Here is a 15,864-nt window from a genome sequence, read left to right on the forward strand (position 1 = left end):
ACCGGGAACGTACGGACAAGAACGGACTGTGGCAGCCAGCCCTGGCAGCACAGCTCACGCCATGCCCCCGCTTGCAGTGCAAGCCTGCATGCCGGGTTAGCGACAACCTCGAATAATGACAACGAAAGAGGAACCGTTATGCGTCAACCCACCCAGCCAGAGCCAGGTGCATCACCGTCTATCTGGTCTCGACTGAGTACCATCACCGATTATTTTGCCTGGCCACTGCGCACCTCCCATTACCTGGAACTGGTGAACCCGCTGTGGACCACTCACAAGCTGCAGGCCCGAGTAGTCAAAGTGTGGGATGAAACCAAAGACGCACGCACACTCACCCTGCGGCCCGGCCTGAACTGGCGGGGCCACCGTGCCGGTCAGCATGTGCGGGTAGGGATTCCTGCCAACGGCAAGCATTACACCCGCACCTACACCATCTCCTCACCGCCGGAGCGGGAGGACGACTGCTTCACCATCACGGTGAAGGCCATCGACAAGGGCACAATCTCTCACCACATTGTGCGCAATATCAAGGTGGGCGATTACCTGCCCATCGGCCTGCCACAGGGCGATTTCTATCTGCCCGATGCTCAGCCGATCCAGCCGCTGTTTATTACCGCAGGCAGCGGCATCACCCCCGCGTTCAGCATGATCAACAGCCTGATTGCCCAGGGGCGCCTGCCGGATACTCACCATATCCACTATGCGCCACACGAATTTGATGTGGTGCTGGGCAAGGAACTGAAGGCGATGGATCGCTACAACGATCGCTATCACCTACATCTGATTTACAGCCGCGAAGGCGACGACCCAAGCCGCAACCGGTTTTCCGCCGCCCAACTGGATGCGCTCTGTCCGGACTGGAAAGACCGGGATGTGTATGCCTGCGGCCCCCCTTCCCTACTGGAAGCGATTGAGCAATGCATGGCCGAGGCGGGCTGTAGCCGCCGACTGCATGTGGAGCGATTCCGCGCGCCCTTTCCCGAAGTGCCCGCCGATGCGGTGGGTGGCCGTGTGCGCTTTGCCCAGAGCGATGTGGAAGCCGACGGCGACAGCGACACCCCGCTGCTGAAAGTGGCCGAGGCGGCCGGCATGAACCCGCCCCACGGTTGCCGCATGGGGATCTGCCATACCTGTAACACCACCCTGGTGTCCGGGTGTGTGCGTGACCTGCGCACCGGCGAGGTGCTGAACGAAGCAGGCAGCATTGTACAAACCTGCATCTGCGCCGCCGCCGGCGACTGCGAACTGGATTTGTGAGGGAATAATAATGAAAACCCATCAATACCCGGTCGACCTGACCGACGAACAGATCGAAGAATTCGGCAACGAGCTGGAAGCCATTCGCAACGAGGTGTTTGATTCCCGGGGCGACCGCGATCGCGCCTATATCCTCAAGGTGATCAAGACCCAGCGCACCATGGCGGTAAGCTCCCGTTTTGTGATTTACCTGTCGCTGTTTTTCATTCCCGCCTGGGGGCACGCGCTGGCGACCTGGCCGTTGGCGCTCACTATCATGGGTCTGGGCGTGTTCGCGCTTGGTATCGCCAAGATTCTGGAAAACATGGAAATCGCCCATAACGTGCTGCACGCCCAGTGGGACTGGATGAAGGACCCGGAAATCCAGTCCAACACCTGGGAATGGGACACCATGAGCCCCTCGGACCGCTGGATGCATTCGCACAATGTGGTGCACCACACCTGGACCAATGTGCTGGAAAAAGATCTGGATGTGGGCTACGGCATCATGCGGGTGACCCCCATGCAGAAATGGAAGCCGGCGTATCTGTTGCAGCCGATCTATTTCATTTTGCTAATGCTGCTGTTCGAGGAAGGCGTAGCCATTCATGAGCAGGCCATCGACGACCACCTGAAAGGCAAGAACAAGCTGAAGGATTTTACGCCCCTGTTAAAGCGCATCGGCTACAAGATCTGGCGACAGGTGGCCAAGGACTACATTGCCTGGCCCCTGGCGGCGGCACTGGTGGCGATTCCGATTTCCTTCTACGTGCCCTTCTCGCCCTTGCTGGTGTTCGGCATGGTGGCCGGCGCCAATGCGGTGGCCAACCTGATTCGCAACATCTGGGCCTTCACCATTATCTTCTGCGGGCACTTCCCCGCCGGAGCGCATAATTTCACCCTTGAGCAGGTCGAAGGCGAAACCCGCGGACGCTGGTATCTGCGGCAAATGCTGGGCTCTTGCAACATCGAGGGCAGCAAGCTGTTCCATATCCTGTCTGGCAACCTGTCGCACCAGATTGAGCACCACCTGTTCCCGGACATGTGCAGCAACCGCTACAAAGAAGTGGCCCCCCGGGTGCGGGCGCTGGCAGACCGTTACAGCATTCCGTACAACAGCGCCTCCCTGTTCCGCCAGTTCGGCACCACCTGGCTGAACAACCTGCGCCTGGCCTTTCCCGGCGGTGGCGAACCCTACGAAGGCAGCCAGAGCCAGGCTACACCTTCCTGAACCTGACCTGCCGGACCCGGTGCATTCAACGGGCTGCACCGGGCCTGCGTTTTTTCCGGTATGCTCCTCCATGACGCAGCCGGATACCTTACATGACAACGACACAACCGCCCCTCAACGACATCGCCCACATGTTCAGCCGGGCCTTTTTCCACGACCCCCTCTTTGTCTACTTTTTCCCGAACCCGTCGCAACGTGAAGCGCGGGCGTACTACACTTTCCGTTTTCTGGTGGCCCATGCCAGCCAAAACGGTCAGGTACATACCGCCCAGCAACCGCAGGATGGCGCCGCTGTCTGGCTGCCATCGTCAGCCCTGCGGCACAGCGTGGCCGATATGCTGCGCTTCGGCGCGGTGCGCGCCATGCTCAAGCAAGGCCTCGGCGCGATGAAACGCCAGATGCAAGCAGGCGAGGCCATGCAGGCTGTACACCATCGTGCTCTCAATGCGCCTCATGCATACCTGCTGCTACTCGGCATCGATCCGTCGCAACAGGGGCGCGGGCTGTCGACACCGCTGTTACAGCCCTCTCTGGATCGACTGGATGAGCAAGGCCTGCCCGGCTATCTGGATACCCATAACCCGAACAATGTGTCCCTGTATCAACGGTTCGGTTTTGAGGTCGTGCATGAAGATGAGATCCCCGGGACCTCGGTACGACATTGGGCCATGTTGCGGCAGTGCAAATAGCCTCGTCACTTGGCGTACGTAAAGAGTCTGATACAAATTAAAAAACCACCGCCCCCTTTCAGGAACGGTGGTTTTTTTAGGGAGCCTCTGAGAAAGGCCCTTGGTCAATTTATTGGTCTTTATTCCATTTCGGCAACGGGGCGCCAGATACCATCCTGAACCTGAGACAGAATAATCCCGCTACCTGCACGGTGATTACTCTCGCTCATTTCCGTCTCCACGCCGGTTACCTTGTCACTGAATTTCAGTGATTCCAGGGCATCCAGGAAAGATTCCGTGGTCAGGTCCGGGCCGGCTTCGCGCAGGGCATTGATGGTGAGCATGGCACCAACACGACCGAGTACGGCGCCACCACTGGGCAGTTCACCATACTGCTCCTTGTAGGCTTTGCCCCACTCCTCAGCTTCCGGCACATGGGTCATGCGGCTGACGATGTCCTCCCAGGAAGCAACACCGTACAACCCTTCGGTAACACCACCCGGTGCCGCCGCAACGGCAGAGTGGAAGCCCGCCTGGGATACGATGAACTTGGCATCATCCCAACCCATCTGTTTGGCTGTCGCGACGACGGTGATAATGGGGCGCACGGGCAGGGCTACCGCTACCAGTTCGCAGTTGGCATCGCGCAGGCGCGCCAGCGTACCGCTGAAATCACTTTCATCCGGGCGATGCGAAGAGCTCTCGGCCAGAGTCAGTGCATCGTTGGCGGCTGCTGCATCGTTAACCGCCTGATTCACCTCTTCACCGAAGTCAGAGGGAATATACATCACACAAATTTTCTCAATGCCCTCGTCTTCCACCAACCGGTTGACGCCCTGTAATACGCCCTCGTAATAGCTTGGGCCGAGCACGTAGCGGTAACGGAAGTCCCCTTCTTCTTCCATCTGCCGGGAAAGCGATAACGGCAGAACGCTGGGAACCTTGTTGCGATCCATGATCGGAAACGCCGCCAGGTTATGGGGCGTCCCCAGACTCATCAGCATGGCAAAAACTTCATCACGGCTAACCAGTTTGTTCACCGCCTGTGTTGCCTTGGGAACCTGATAGGCATGGTCTTCAACGATATAACGAATCTTGCGGCCATGAATGCCGCCCTGTTCGTTCACTTCTTCGAACATGTCGTTGGCCACTTGCACGGCCGGTGAAGAAAACGCTGCGAATACCCCGGACAGGTCGTGCATGCCGCCAATTCTGATTTCAGTGTCGGTCACGCCACGCACCGATTCGGCTGCGGCTTTGTCGTCTTCCTTGTTATTGTTGTCACTGCAGCCCACAAGGGCCATGGCGGTTACAGCCGCCAGACAGAGCTTCTTCATGATGCACTCTCCTCTCGTACCATCAGTACATGGAATCAATCAGGTGCTTGTGTTTTTTCTCCACGAAGGAACGCTTCAACTTCATGGTTGCGGTTAGCTCCTCATCCTCAGCGGTGAGCAGCACATCGATCAGGCGGAAATACTTGATCTGTTCCACCTGGGCGAATTGTTTATTCACGTCCTGAATAACACTGTCGATGAGGTCCAGTACTTCCTTGGCACGACACAGTGACGCAAAGTTGGAAAACGGTACCTGACGATCCTGGGCATATTTCTCCACGTTTTCCTGATCAATCATGATCAGGCAAGTGAGATACTTGCGCTTGTCGCCAATCACCACGGCATCAGAAATATAGGGCGAGAACTTCATCCGGCTTTCAATTTCTGCGGGGGTAATGTTCTTGCCCCCTGCGGTGATAATGATGTCCTTGAGACGGCCGGTAATAGTAAGCATGCCTTCTTCCAGGCGCCCCACATCACCGGTATGCAGCCAGCCATCGCGGATGTCTTCGGCGGTTTTTTCGGGTTTTCGCCAGTAACCGGCAAAGACGTGGTCACCGCGCACCAGCACTTCACCGTTGTCGGCAATGCGCACTTCGGTTCCGGGCAGCGCTTCACCCACGGTGCCCACCTTCTCGCGTTTGGCACTGTTCAACGAGGCCACACCGGTGGTCTCGGTCATGCCGTAGCCTTCGAATAAAGGCACCCCCAGTGACTGGAACCAGCGGATCTGTTCCGGTGCAATGGGCGCTGCGCCGGTGGTGCCACGCCGCAGACGGTTCATGCCGATCAGATCACGCACATTACGCAGCACCAACAGGTTCCAGAACTGATATTGCAGGGCGGAAAACGGGTTGCGTTTGCGATCACAATGCCAGTCTTCACCAGCGGCCACAGCCCGATCGAAACACCAGCGGCCGAACCCGGTGGCTTCGTCACGCAGGGTCATCATGGAGCTATAGATTTTTTCCCACAGGCGCGGCACGGCGGCAAAGGTATGGGGAGACACTTCGCGCAGGTTTTCAAATACGGTTTCCGGGCTTTCCGCAAAGTTCACCGTGCAGCCTTTGTAGATGGGCAGCTCCACTGACACCAACCGTTCCAGAATATGGCACAGGGGCAGGAAGCACAGCTGATCATCGTCTTCATGGGCATCGAGCACCTGCTCGCCGGCGGCCAGCTGGAACAGCACATTGCGATGACTGATCATGGCCCCCTTGGGTGCCCCGGTGGTGCCGGACGTGTAGATCAGCATGCGGATATCATCGGGCTGGCTCTGGGCAATGCAGGTGCTGAACTGCTCTTCTGCATCCGGGATCTGTTCACCCAGTGCGTAAAGTTCATCCAGGAACATGACCATGGGATCGTCAAAATCCCGCAGCCCTTTGCGGTCATAAACAATGACTTTTTTCAGGGTCGGCACCTGATCACGCACGGTCAGGTACTTGTCCAACTGTTCATCGTTTTCCACAAACAGGAAGGCCGATTCGCTGTCATTGACCAGGTAAGCCAGCTGCTCGGGGCTGTCGGTGGTGTAGACGCCGTTACTGATGCCGCCCGCACCGGCAATACCCAGATCGCAGTACAGCCATTCCTTGTTGTCTTCGCTGAGAATGGATACCGGCTGGCCGCGCTCCAGCCCAAGGGACAAGAGCGCAACGCCAATGGCACGGGCTTTTTCGTAATAATCCAGCCAACTATGGCTTTGCCAGATGCCCAGATCCTTTTCGCGATGGGCAATACTGTTGCCCCGCTCCAGACATTGCTTGCGCCAGAGTTTGACCACGGTATCGCAACCGTGGAGCTGAGTCGGTGTGGTGTTATTTTTAGTCATCATCAGCGCCAGGTCTTCTTTCGTTTCCAGCGTTTTTCCGGTCGGTCATCCCCCGCCGACTGGCCCAGATAAAATTCACGAATATCGTCGCTGGCGAGTAGATCCTCGGCAGTGCCATCCATGACAATGCGCCCGGTTTCCAGTACGTAGCCATGGTCCGCCGTATTCAGCGCCACCTGGGCATTCTGCTCTACCAGCAATAACGTAACGCCCTGCTCTTTATTGAGCCGGCGAATAATCTGGAAGATTTCCTGCACCAGCAGTGGCGACAGGCCCAGCGAAGGCTCATCCAGCAGCATCAATGAAGGGCGCGACATCAGCCCACGGCCAATGGCCAGCATTTGCTGCTGACCGCCGGACAAGGTGCCTGCTGCCTGGCTACGGCGATCTTTCAGAATAGGGAAATAGTCATAAACCATTTCGATATCCTGGCGGACGGCGGCCTTGTCACGGCGAATATAGGCGCCCATGACCAGGTTTTCTTCCACGCTCAGGAAAGGGAATACCTCTCGCCCTTCGGGTACATGGGCAATACCTTTTCGTACCAGCTTGTCCGGCTCGCTGCCGTCGATGGTTTCACCGGCCAGGGTGACGCTGCCTTTGCGCGGTGCCAATGCACCGGAAATGGTTTTCATCAGGGTCGTCTTGCCAGCACCGTTGGCACCCAGGATGGTGACCACCGAACCTTCATGGACATCGATGGACACCCCGCGCAGGGCCATCACCGGGCCATAAAACGCTTCCAGATTTTTCACCTGCAACAGGGGCTGGGCGCTCTGGGTTTTCTCTGCCGCGTTACTCATGATGTAGCCTCCGTACCCAGGTACGCTTCAATCACTTTCGGGTTCGCCTGCACTTCGGCAGCGGTACCCATGGCCAGCGGATGGCCTTCTGCCACCGCCAGCACCCGGTCGGAGACACGCGACACCAGGCTCATATCGTGCTCCACCATCAGTACGGTAAGCCCCAGATCTTTCTGCATGTCCTCAATCCACCAGGCCATGTTCTGGGTTTCTTCCACACTAAGCCCGGAGGCCGGCTCATCCAGCAGAATCAATTTCGGTTCACTGGCCAGTGCACGGGCAATTTCCACCACCTTGCGCACCCCGTAAGGCAGCCCGGCGATTAATTTGTCCCGGTACGGCGCCAGATCCAGAAAATCGATAACCTCTTCCACCAGCAGGCGCTGTTCACGCTCACTGCGTCTTACCTTGGGCAAAAACAGCAACTCTTCGAACCAGCGGGTTTGCCGGCGGCAATGCCGGCCGATCAGCAGGTTCTGCAAGACCGAGGAGTGATCGAACAACTCGATATTCTGGAAGGTGCGGGCGATCCCCAGCCCGGCCACGTCGTGGGCAGGCAAGCCAGTGATATCCTGGCCATCGAAGATGATCTGCCCCGCACTCGGTTCATAAAGGCGGCTAATCAGATTGAAGATAGTGGATTTACCGGCCCCATTGGGCCCCACCAGAGTAAAGACTTCACCGGCTTCCACGTGGAAGCTGACGCCATCCACCGCTTTAACGCCCCCGAAGGAAATGGAAAGATCCTTAACCTGTAACAGACTCATCGTTGGCGCTCCGTTTTCAGGTAAGTTCGGGTACGTCGGAACATACCCTTGCGATACAAGGGAAACAGTTGCAGCCAGGTGCGCACCTTGAACCAGACTCCGTAGAGCCCGCGGGGCTCGTAAATCACCATGAGCAGGATCAACAACGCGAACAGTGCCGTATCGAGACCAGGATAGGCCGCGATCTGTATACCCGCAGTGTTATCCAGGTAATCACTGGCAATCGCGATAACTTGTGGCAACAGCACCACCACGATGGCACCGAAGAACGCGCCGTGCACTGAACCCAACCCGCCAATCACCACCTGCAACAGCAACGTGATGGAAATCAGCACCAGGAAGCTTTCATAGTTCACCGCCTGGGCCAGGTGAGCGTAAAGCGCACCTGCCAGCCCGGTAATGGCACAGGACAAGCTGAACGCCAGGGTTTTGGCGCGGGCCACATTGACGCCAAGCGCACGGGCAGAGACTTCGCTGTCACGCACCGCCAGAAACGACCGGCCCGAAGCACTACGCAGCAAGTTCAGGTAGCCCAGCGTCACCAGCACCAGCACCCCCAGACAGAGATAATAGAAAGCCTCTGGCGTGGCGTAACGGTCGATCTCCATGCCGAACAGGTTGATTGGTGGCGCAAACACACCGGCGACCCCGCCGGTCACCGGCTCGGCCATGATCGACACATCCTCCACAATGATGCTCAGCGCCAGGGTGGCAATGCCCAGATAGATGCCGCTCATACGCAGTATCGGCCGGGCAATGACGGCGCCGGCGATTCCGGAGGTCACCGCACTGGCCAGCAACGCAGGCACGAAATGCCAGCCACGCTGCATCAGTGCCAGATTGGTAAAGGCACCGATCGCCATAAACGCTGCATGGCCAAGGCTGACTTGCCCGGTGTGGCCACTGATCAGCATCAGCCCCAGCCCCGCCAGCGACCAGACCAGCACAGCAGTCAGTTCACCCAGATAGTAATTACCGAGCACCCAGGGCGCAGCCAGCAGCAGTGCGGCCAGTATCGCGTACTGGGCCATGTGCCAGCGGCCTTCAAACAGATTGATATCGTCGTCGTAACGGCTTTTAAAACGGTTGCTCATGGCCTACACCTTCTTCTGGCTGATCTGTGCAAACAGGCCGCCGGGGCGCAAGATCAGCACCAGCAACATCAGCACATAAGGAGCAATCTGACCGACGCCAGAAGGCAAGTAACGGCCCGCGAACGGTTCCACGATGCCCACCAGCAACCCGCCCAGTAACGCACCGGGCAAGGACCCCAGCCCGCCGATTACCGCCGCAGCAAACGCCTTGATGCCAAACAGCAGGCCCACCGATGGCTCAACCGCCCCCTTGGCGGCGAACATGACCCCGGCAATGGCGGCCACCACCCCGGACAGGGCCCAGACAATGGCGTTGATCCGCTTCACCGGAATGCCCATGTAGTAAGCGGCCATCTGATTCTGGCTACTGGCCTGCATGGCCACACCGAGGCGGGTGCGGGCAAAGAAGAAGTAAAGAATGGATGTGAGGGCCACGGTAGTAACGATGATCACCGCATCCACCACTGGAATGATCAGGTCACCAAATTCCCACACCTTGCCGACAAAAGGCGTTTGCAGGGAGGCGGGATCATGCCCCCAGATCACACCGGCGGCGAAGCGCATCAGAAAACCCAAAGCGATGGTGAGAATCACCATGGCGAACTGCGGCTGACCAAAAATGGCGCGCAATACCAGGCGATCCAACAGGTAACCAAAGACCCCCAGAATCAGGGCGGCCAGAGTAATACCTATCAGGAATGGCAGGTCGGCGTATTCGGCATTGATGAAGGTAATGCCCAGAAAGGCCCCCAGCATCATCATGTCACCCTGCGCAAAGTTGACTGCTTCTGAGGCTTTGTAAATCAGTACAAAGCCCAGTGCCAGCAACCCGTAGATGCAGCCGTTAGCGACCCCGCTGACCAGCAGCTGGAGTATATCCATGGTCCCTCTCTCCCGGGGGGTTTATTGTTCTGGTGTATTTTTATGCAGTTCTTTCGAGACTATCTGAAGCTTTACATTCTCTCCAGTATGTAAAATGTAACAAGGTTGGACAAAGAGCCAAAAACGTCACGGATCAGGCCGGAAAAGCGTTTTTGGGTCGGCGAACGCCAGCAGGCAGAGAAAAAACAGGACAAAACAAGGAGGAAAGAGAGAGGGAAAGAGAGAAAAAGGGCCGCCAGCCAGGCGTTAGCGTTACCGAGGGTAACCCGTAAAGGCTTCCGCACTTTTACCTTCCAGCACATATCCTGCCGTACCGTATTCGGTATCTTGCGATGAGACGGTCAAGGTGCCCTCCAGCCACATTGCATCCAGTGCCAGATCCAGCGGCACGCCGCGCCCTGCCATCTTCACCAGCACAATCTGGTTACGCGGCGGTGGCGGGGTGTGGATGCACGCACCAAAATACGGAACCAGCAGGAATTCCCGGACATACTCTTCATCGCCGTCCAGTGGCACGCCGTAACCCGCCATACGCACCTCGGTATTATCCAGAGACTGCTTCAGCGGCGCTTCCCGCCAGGCCTTGTCGATGGCATCCATCAGCTTCTCGCCACGGCTATCGCCATCGGCAATCCCATCCGGGGCCTGCTGTTCCCCATAGATTTCATCGAACAGGGAGCTGTATATCGCCGACGGATCATAATCCTGCGGCACCAGAGCATCCCACTCAATTTCATTGGCCGCCACGGACGGCAGGCTGCAGGCAAAACAAAGTAAAGCAATCAAAAAGCGCATGGTCAGTTCCTGGGTGTCAGGCCATCGGCCAGGCTATTGCGGAAGGCCTTTTCGGCCGGAATCAAACCTGCCAGGGAGCCCGCCGCGAGAATAGCACCAATAGCCGGCAACTCCCGCAACGCAAGAAAGTTGTCGGGAAGCCGCAGCGACCATTCAGCCAAAGCCATTGGCGCCAATCCCCATTGCCCTGCAAACAATACCCCCAGACCCAACATACAGCCCAGCATAGTGAGACACAGGCTTTCACCGACAATGACCGTATACACGGCCAATCGCCCCGCCCCTGTGGCTCGTAGAACCGCCATTTCATGACGGCGCCCTTCCAGGGCCGCCAGCACGGTGGACACAAGCACCAACAAGGCCACCGCCAGAACCGCCAGCGAGGTTGCCCGCAAGGCATTCTCTCCAGCAGCAGTCATCCGCCACAACCGCTGCAACTGTACCCCGGGAATAATGGCGGTAAGCGGCTCTTTGTCATAACGGGACAGCTCCCGCTGCAGGCTCAACACCGCCATACGTCGCTCAAGCCCCAACATGACCGCATTCACCGAATCCGGCTTGTCCAGTGCCTGCCCCGGCATGGGAGGCATGCCGGACAGGTAGGCGCCACCGCGGTGGATCAGGGCCATGCCTTGCAGCGAAATATGCACGCTCTGATCCACCGGCGTACCCGTGGGCGCCAGAATCCCCACCACCGTAAATGGGTGGTTATCATGCTCCACAATAGCCGGGCCGCTGGCGCCATGGGCCAGCACAATGCGCTCACCTTGCTGGTAGCCAAGCCGTGCGGCCACGGCACTGCCGAGTACGGCCTGATCGGCGCCGGCAAACCAGCGCCCGCTTTGCAGGCTCAAACCCTGATCCCGCCCGTAACGGTAGTGCGTCAAGTAGCTGTCGTTAGTCGCCACCACCGGATAACCGCGATGGGAATCGCCCAACGCAATAGGAATCCACCACTTCACATCCGGGTGGTCGGCCAGATATTCCACCGTGTTCCAGCGAATACCCGCCGTGGGGTCGCTGAGGCGGAACACGCTATAGAGCAAGATATTCATTGGCCCACCACGGGCACTAACGATCAGGTCGGTGCCCGAAATGGTGCTGGAAAAATTGGCGCGGACCTGATGACGCACCCGATCCACACCGATGATCATCAGCACGCTCATGGCAATGGCAACCACGATCAGCAGCGCCGATGTGCGCCGGGTTTTCAGGGAGGCAAGCATCACTTTAGCAAGCATGACTGCCCTCCCCGGCCAGACTGGCGAAATCCACACTGCGCTGGAAATGGTGACCCACCTGTCCGTCATGACTCACCATCAGCAAGGCACTGCCGGACTGTTCGCACAGTTCACAAAGCAACGTCAGCAAGGTATCGCGGCTGCGGCTATCCAGCGCGGAGGTGGGTTCATCGGCAATGATCAGAGCCGGCTTGCCGAACAAGGCCCGGGCGGCCGCCACCCGTTGTTGCTGCCCAAAAGACAGTTGCCAGGCCGGCAAGTCAATGGGGCCGTCATCCAGCCCCAGCCGTGAAAGCAAGCCACGGGCGGCAGCCTGTCTCTGCTCCTTGCGACGCCCTGCTTCGCGCTCACAGCGCAGACGGGAGAAGCTGGCCGCAAGACAAACGTTGTCCACGGCGCTCAGGTAGGGCAGCAAATTGAACGCCTGAAAGATAACGCCCATATGATCGGCGCGAAACGCGTCCCGGCGACGCTGGGAAAGAGTAGAAAAAGGCTGGCCGGCAACCTGAACACGCCCGCTCTGCATCGGGCGGATGCCGGTAATCAGTGACAACAGAGTGCTTTTGCCACAGCCGCTGGGACCATGAAACAGCACCCGCTCCCCTGCCTGCAGGGCAAACTCCGGCACCTGCAAGAAGGAACGAACCTGGCCGGGATGACGGTATTCCAGGTCGTTGATTTCCAGTACCGGGCTCACTGCGGCATTACTCCAGCGGTATGCGGGTTTCACCCGGCGCCAGACGCAAGGCACTCTGGGCGGCAGGCAACAGCAACACCACCTCTGTAGTCAGGCTAGAGAAAGTGTCCAGAAACGGTAAATCCACGGCGTTTAATTTTTCAGGAAACGCGCAGGAAAATAACCACTCGTTGTCCACATCTTCGTGGTGACTGTGCGCGTCGTGATCGTGATGATCATGGGAATCATGCGCTTGCTGCTCCGGGAACAAGGAGTCCACAGAGCTGATGGAAGCACTGACCGGTTCACACTGTGCGGCCGGCGAAGGCTGTGGCGCGGCCACCTGCGCCAGACGCTTGCCATAACGGGCCCGGGCAGGCACGTCCGCTGGCGGCTGCTCAGTGCCGAGGATATCCATCAAGGGCGCCCGGAAACGGATTGTCACCTGCTCTCCCTCCACCACCACGGCCGCCTCGGCCAGGCCATGCTGGTGCACGCCTGCGGCGGTCGTAGACAGACTGACCGACAGCAGCAAGCAGGCCAGACTGTTACGTTGCCAACGAGTTATCATGATTTACCTCACAGTCTTTACAGCCCCGGATGTTACCGACATGGGTAGCCACCAGAGCGATTCCGATCAGCGTTGTCAGTAACGGCTCCCAGAGAGTGCCGTGCATAGCACTTTCAAAGACAGTTAGCAGACACAGACCCGACAAGGCGAACACGCCGGGGAGCAACACCGAAAGCCGGCGATGTCGACGGTAGCCTATGCCAATAGCAAGCAAGCTGACCGGCACAATGATGGCGAGCATGACCAGATGAAAAACCTCTTCGACACTGCCAAAAGCCGATAACAACCCGATGGCAAAAAGCCCCGCCAGGCTGGCGACACAATGAATCATGCAGAGGCTGGACAGGCCGATGGCCACCGCGTCCAGACGAAAACGTTGCATTACCGTCTCCCGAAAAACGATTATTTGTTTACGACGCCGCGCAATCCACGCAACGACCATGCACTTCCAGCAGGGGCTCGCGCTGAATAACAAAACCCACTTCATCGAGGGTTTGCTGCAATTCGTCCACAGCGGCTCCCGCCATGGGCGTTTCCTGAACGCCACCACACTGGTCACACAGCAGGAACACCGTTCCTCGATGGCCGTGCTGACAGGTGATGTGATCACAGGCCAGATACTGGTTGGTGGAACTGAGTCGATGGGCCAGCCCTTGCTGAACCAGAAAATCCAGCGCTCGATACATAGTGGGCGGCTGCGCATTGCTCTGATAACGAGCCTTGAACTGATCCAGTAGCTGATAGGCCGTTTGCGGACCACCCTGCTCCAGCATCAACGACATGACCTGCTTGCGCTGGGGCGTCATCCGCACGCCCTGCTTGCGACATTGCTGTTCAGCGCTGTTAAGAATCTGCTCGGTACGACTCACTGCCATGTTTTCAGCCTAGATATCCAGAGTGACCAACAACCGTTGCTGGCCGGGAGACATGGGCGGGGACCGGTGGACCACGCCCGCTCCCGGATTATCCCGCCATGTCTCTCCTTTGAACAGGGCCACCTGTCCTGCCTCCAGCTGCTCCACGTTTTGCTGCTGGTAAAGCGCACTCTGCTCACAGCCGGGCACTAAAAGCTGATCCGACACACGTGGGGCGGGCAACCACTGGCTGCCCGCCCCGCCATAGGTGCACAGCATGCGAACCGGAATCCGATCCACGTGGAAGCGTGGGCACATCGGCTTGCGCAACGCCGTCACCCGCAACCCGACGCCGTCAACCCCGAACAGACAGGCAACCATATCGGCTAACAGGAACAGGTCCTCTCTCAAGGGGACATAGGTTTCGTGCGGCAGAGATCGCAGCAGGGTCGCTTCCAGCTGAGCAATGTCCAACCAGCTTTTCACCGCTAGCCGTTGCTCGCAGGCCAGTGCCACCACATCCTGCCCTACCGGGCTGGGCCGGTCCCACACGGCTACCTGCACATCATCCTCGAAGATATCCGCGAGGACCGTCACGTCCGGTGCGCCTTGCCAGCCTGGTGGCGAGGCGGTGACAGTTTGAGCCTGCATCACCCTGCCACCTCCCACTGCGGGAACGGATCGTCCAGCTGCTCCCACAGCGCCTTGCCCTGAAGCATTTCCGCTTCCGTCAGCAAGCAGGCGTCCAGTGCCTTGCGGGTTTCCTCCGGCTGCAGGTTATGGCCGATAAACACCAATTCCTGGCGCATGTCGCCAAAAGGTTCTTGCCATTTCTCCATGATCAGCGCGCGGTATTCTTCATCGCTGGGCCAGTGTTGCTCCGGCACGGTTTTCCAGAACATGCCGGCCGGGCCATGGTGAACAATGTCACCGGCCTGGCTCCAGCTACCCGCAAAATGCGGTCGGCTAGCCAGCCAGAAAAAGCCCTTGGAGCGCAGCAATATTCCCAGCGGCCAGGGCTGCTGCAGGAAGCTCCAGAACCGCTGCGGATGGAACGGCCGACGCGCCTCATAGGTGAAACTGCTAATGCCGTACTCCTCGGTTTCAGGCAAATGCTCGCCACGCATTTCCTTTAACCACCCCGGCGCCTGCTGGGCTTTTTCAAAATCAAAGCGCCCTGTATTGAGCACCGCTTCCAGCGGCACCATGCCATGGCGAATGGGCAAAATCCGGGCATCCGGGTTCAACAACCGCAAGGTTGCCTGCAAAACTTCCAGTTCCTTTTCTGTGACCAAATCCGTCTTGCTGATCAACAACACATCGCAGAATTCCACTTGCTCCACCAACAGGTCCACCACATTACGATGATCTTCATCACCAAGGTTTTCCTGCTCCTGCTGAAGCGTGCGGGTGCTACGATAATCCCGCAGGAAATTAACCGCATCGACCACCGTAACCATGGTGTCCAACCGGGCAACGGAGGACAGCCCTTCCCCGTTTTCATCTTCAAACGTAAAGGTCTCTGCCACCGGCAAGGGTTCAGAAATTCCGGTGGACTCAATCACCAGATAGTCGAAAGAGCCTTCCCGAGCCAGGCGGTTCACTTCCACTAACAAGTCCTCGCGCAATGTGCAGCAGATGCAGCCATTGCTCATTTCCACCAGTTTCTCTTCCGAGCGGTTCAGTGAAACGTTCTGATTAACCAGTGCGGCATCAATGTTAATTTCGCTCATGTCGTTGACGATAACGGCAACGCGCAGGCCGCTTCGATTGTTGAGAATATGGTTGAGGACAGTGGTCTTCCCCGCGCCGAGAAACCCTGACAACACGGTAACCGGAAGCTGGCGAATGGGGCTGGCTTGCTGACTTGTCATG

At 58.1% G+C, this 15,864-nt stretch carries 17 protein-coding genes; 3 read left to right on the forward strand and 14 right to left on the reverse strand.

What is annotated here, in order from left to right; all coding sequences use genetic code 11:
* Nucleotides 1-138: 138 nt before the first annotated feature.
* The 3 genes from CL546_RS03440 to CL546_RS03450 all read left to right on the forward strand — a co-directional run bounded on the left by CL546_RS03440 (nt 139) and on the right by CL546_RS03450 (nt 3,156).
* Complete coding sequence (locus tag CL546_RS03440) at nt 139-1,257, forward strand: ferredoxin reductase (protein ID WP_290493029.1); 1,119 nt, start codon at nt 139-141, stop codon at nt 1,255-1,257.
* A gap of 10 nt (nt 1,258-1,267) precedes the next feature.
* Entirely contained in the window at nt 1,268-2,467 is a 1,200-nt protein-coding gene (locus CL546_RS03445; protein ID WP_290493030.1) for a fatty acid desaturase family protein, read from the forward strand.
* A 92-nt stretch (nt 2,468-2,559) separates the two neighbouring features.
* Complete coding sequence (locus CL546_RS03450; RefSeq protein WP_290493031.1) at nt 2,560-3,156, forward strand: GNAT family N-acetyltransferase; 597 nt, start codon at nt 2,560-2,562, stop codon at nt 3,154-3,156.
* 119 nt (nt 3,157-3,275) lie between these two features.
* Here CL546_RS03450 and CL546_RS03455 read toward each other — a convergent pair whose 3' ends face one another.
* From CL546_RS03455 to zigA, 14 genes are all read right to left on the reverse strand, one after another.
* Entirely contained in the window at nt 3,276-4,472 is a 1,197-nt protein-coding gene (locus CL546_RS03455) for an ABC transporter substrate-binding protein (RefSeq protein ID WP_290493032.1), read from the reverse strand.
* A 22-nt stretch (nt 4,473-4,494) separates the two neighbouring features.
* A complete protein-coding gene (locus CL546_RS03460) occupies nt 4,495-6,309 on the reverse strand; it encodes an AMP-dependent synthetase/ligase (protein ID WP_290493033.1) in 1,815 nt (604 codons plus the stop codon).
* A complete protein-coding gene (locus tag CL546_RS03465; protein ID WP_290493034.1) occupies nt 6,309-7,109 on the reverse strand; it encodes an ABC transporter ATP-binding protein in 801 nt (266 codons plus the stop codon). The genes CL546_RS03460 and CL546_RS03465 overlap by 1 nt, the downstream gene beginning before the upstream one ends.
* Nucleotides 7,106-7,876 carry an ABC transporter ATP-binding protein gene (locus CL546_RS03470; RefSeq protein ID WP_290493035.1) on the reverse strand — a complete coding sequence of 257 codons (771 nt, stop codon included), beginning with the start codon at nt 7,874-7,876 and terminating at the stop codon, nt 7,106-7,108. The genes CL546_RS03465 and CL546_RS03470 overlap by 4 nt, the downstream gene beginning before the upstream one ends.
* Nucleotides 7,873-8,970 (reverse strand): branched-chain amino acid ABC transporter permease, encoded by a 1,098-nt coding sequence (locus CL546_RS03475; protein WP_290493036.1) that lies wholly within the window; start codon nt 8,968-8,970, stop codon nt 7,873-7,875. Before CL546_RS03475 ends, CL546_RS03470 begins: the two co-directional genes overlap by 4 nt.
* Before the next feature lie 3 nt (nt 8,971-8,973).
* Nucleotides 8,974-9,852, reverse strand: a complete 879-nt coding sequence (locus tag CL546_RS03480; protein WP_290493037.1) for a branched-chain amino acid ABC transporter permease — start codon at nt 9,850-9,852, stop codon at nt 8,974-8,976.
* Between the two features lie 252 nt (nt 9,853-10,104).
* Complete coding sequence (locus tag CL546_RS03485; protein ID WP_290493038.1) at nt 10,105-10,647, reverse strand: DUF3299 domain-containing protein; 543 nt, start codon at nt 10,645-10,647, stop codon at nt 10,105-10,107.
* A 2-nt stretch (nt 10,648-10,649) separates the two neighbouring features.
* Nucleotides 10,650-11,888, reverse strand: a complete 1,239-nt coding sequence (locus CL546_RS03490) for an ABC transporter permease (RefSeq protein ID WP_290493039.1) — start codon at nt 11,886-11,888, stop codon at nt 10,650-10,652.
* Complete coding sequence (locus CL546_RS03495) at nt 11,878-12,618, reverse strand: ABC transporter ATP-binding protein (protein WP_290493040.1); 741 nt, start codon at nt 12,616-12,618, stop codon at nt 11,878-11,880. Before CL546_RS03495 ends, CL546_RS03490 begins: the two co-directional genes overlap by 11 nt.
* Nucleotides 12,593-13,135, reverse strand: coding sequence for a ZrgA family zinc uptake protein (locus CL546_RS03500; protein ID WP_290493041.1), 543 nt, complete (start codon nt 13,133-13,135; stop codon nt 12,593-12,595). Before CL546_RS03500 ends, CL546_RS03495 begins: the two co-directional genes overlap by 26 nt.
* Nucleotides 13,113-13,517, reverse strand: a complete 405-nt coding sequence (locus CL546_RS03505) for a MerC domain-containing protein (protein ID WP_290493042.1) — start codon at nt 13,515-13,517, stop codon at nt 13,113-13,115. The genes CL546_RS03500 and CL546_RS03505 overlap by 23 nt, the downstream gene beginning before the upstream one ends.
* A 28-nt stretch (nt 13,518-13,545) precedes the next feature.
* Nucleotides 13,546-14,010 (reverse strand): transcriptional repressor, encoded by a 465-nt coding sequence (locus tag CL546_RS03510; RefSeq protein WP_290493043.1) that lies wholly within the window; start codon nt 14,008-14,010, stop codon nt 13,546-13,548.
* Nucleotides 14,011-14,019: 9 nt separating this feature from the next.
* Complete coding sequence (locus CL546_RS03515; RefSeq protein WP_290493044.1) at nt 14,020-14,640, reverse strand: DUF1826 domain-containing protein; 621 nt, start codon at nt 14,638-14,640, stop codon at nt 14,020-14,022.
* Complete coding sequence (gene zigA / locus CL546_RS03520; protein WP_290493045.1) at nt 14,640-15,863, reverse strand: zinc metallochaperone GTPase ZigA; 1,224 nt, start codon at nt 15,861-15,863, stop codon at nt 14,640-14,642. The genes CL546_RS03515 and zigA overlap by 1 nt, the downstream gene beginning before the upstream one ends.
* Between the last annotated feature and the right edge of the window lies 1 nt (nt 15,864).

The sequence above is a fragment of the Alcanivorax sp. genome, assembly GCF_002726155.1.
Taxonomy (GTDB): Bacteria; Pseudomonadota; Gammaproteobacteria; order Pseudomonadales; family Alcanivoracaceae; genus Alcanivorax.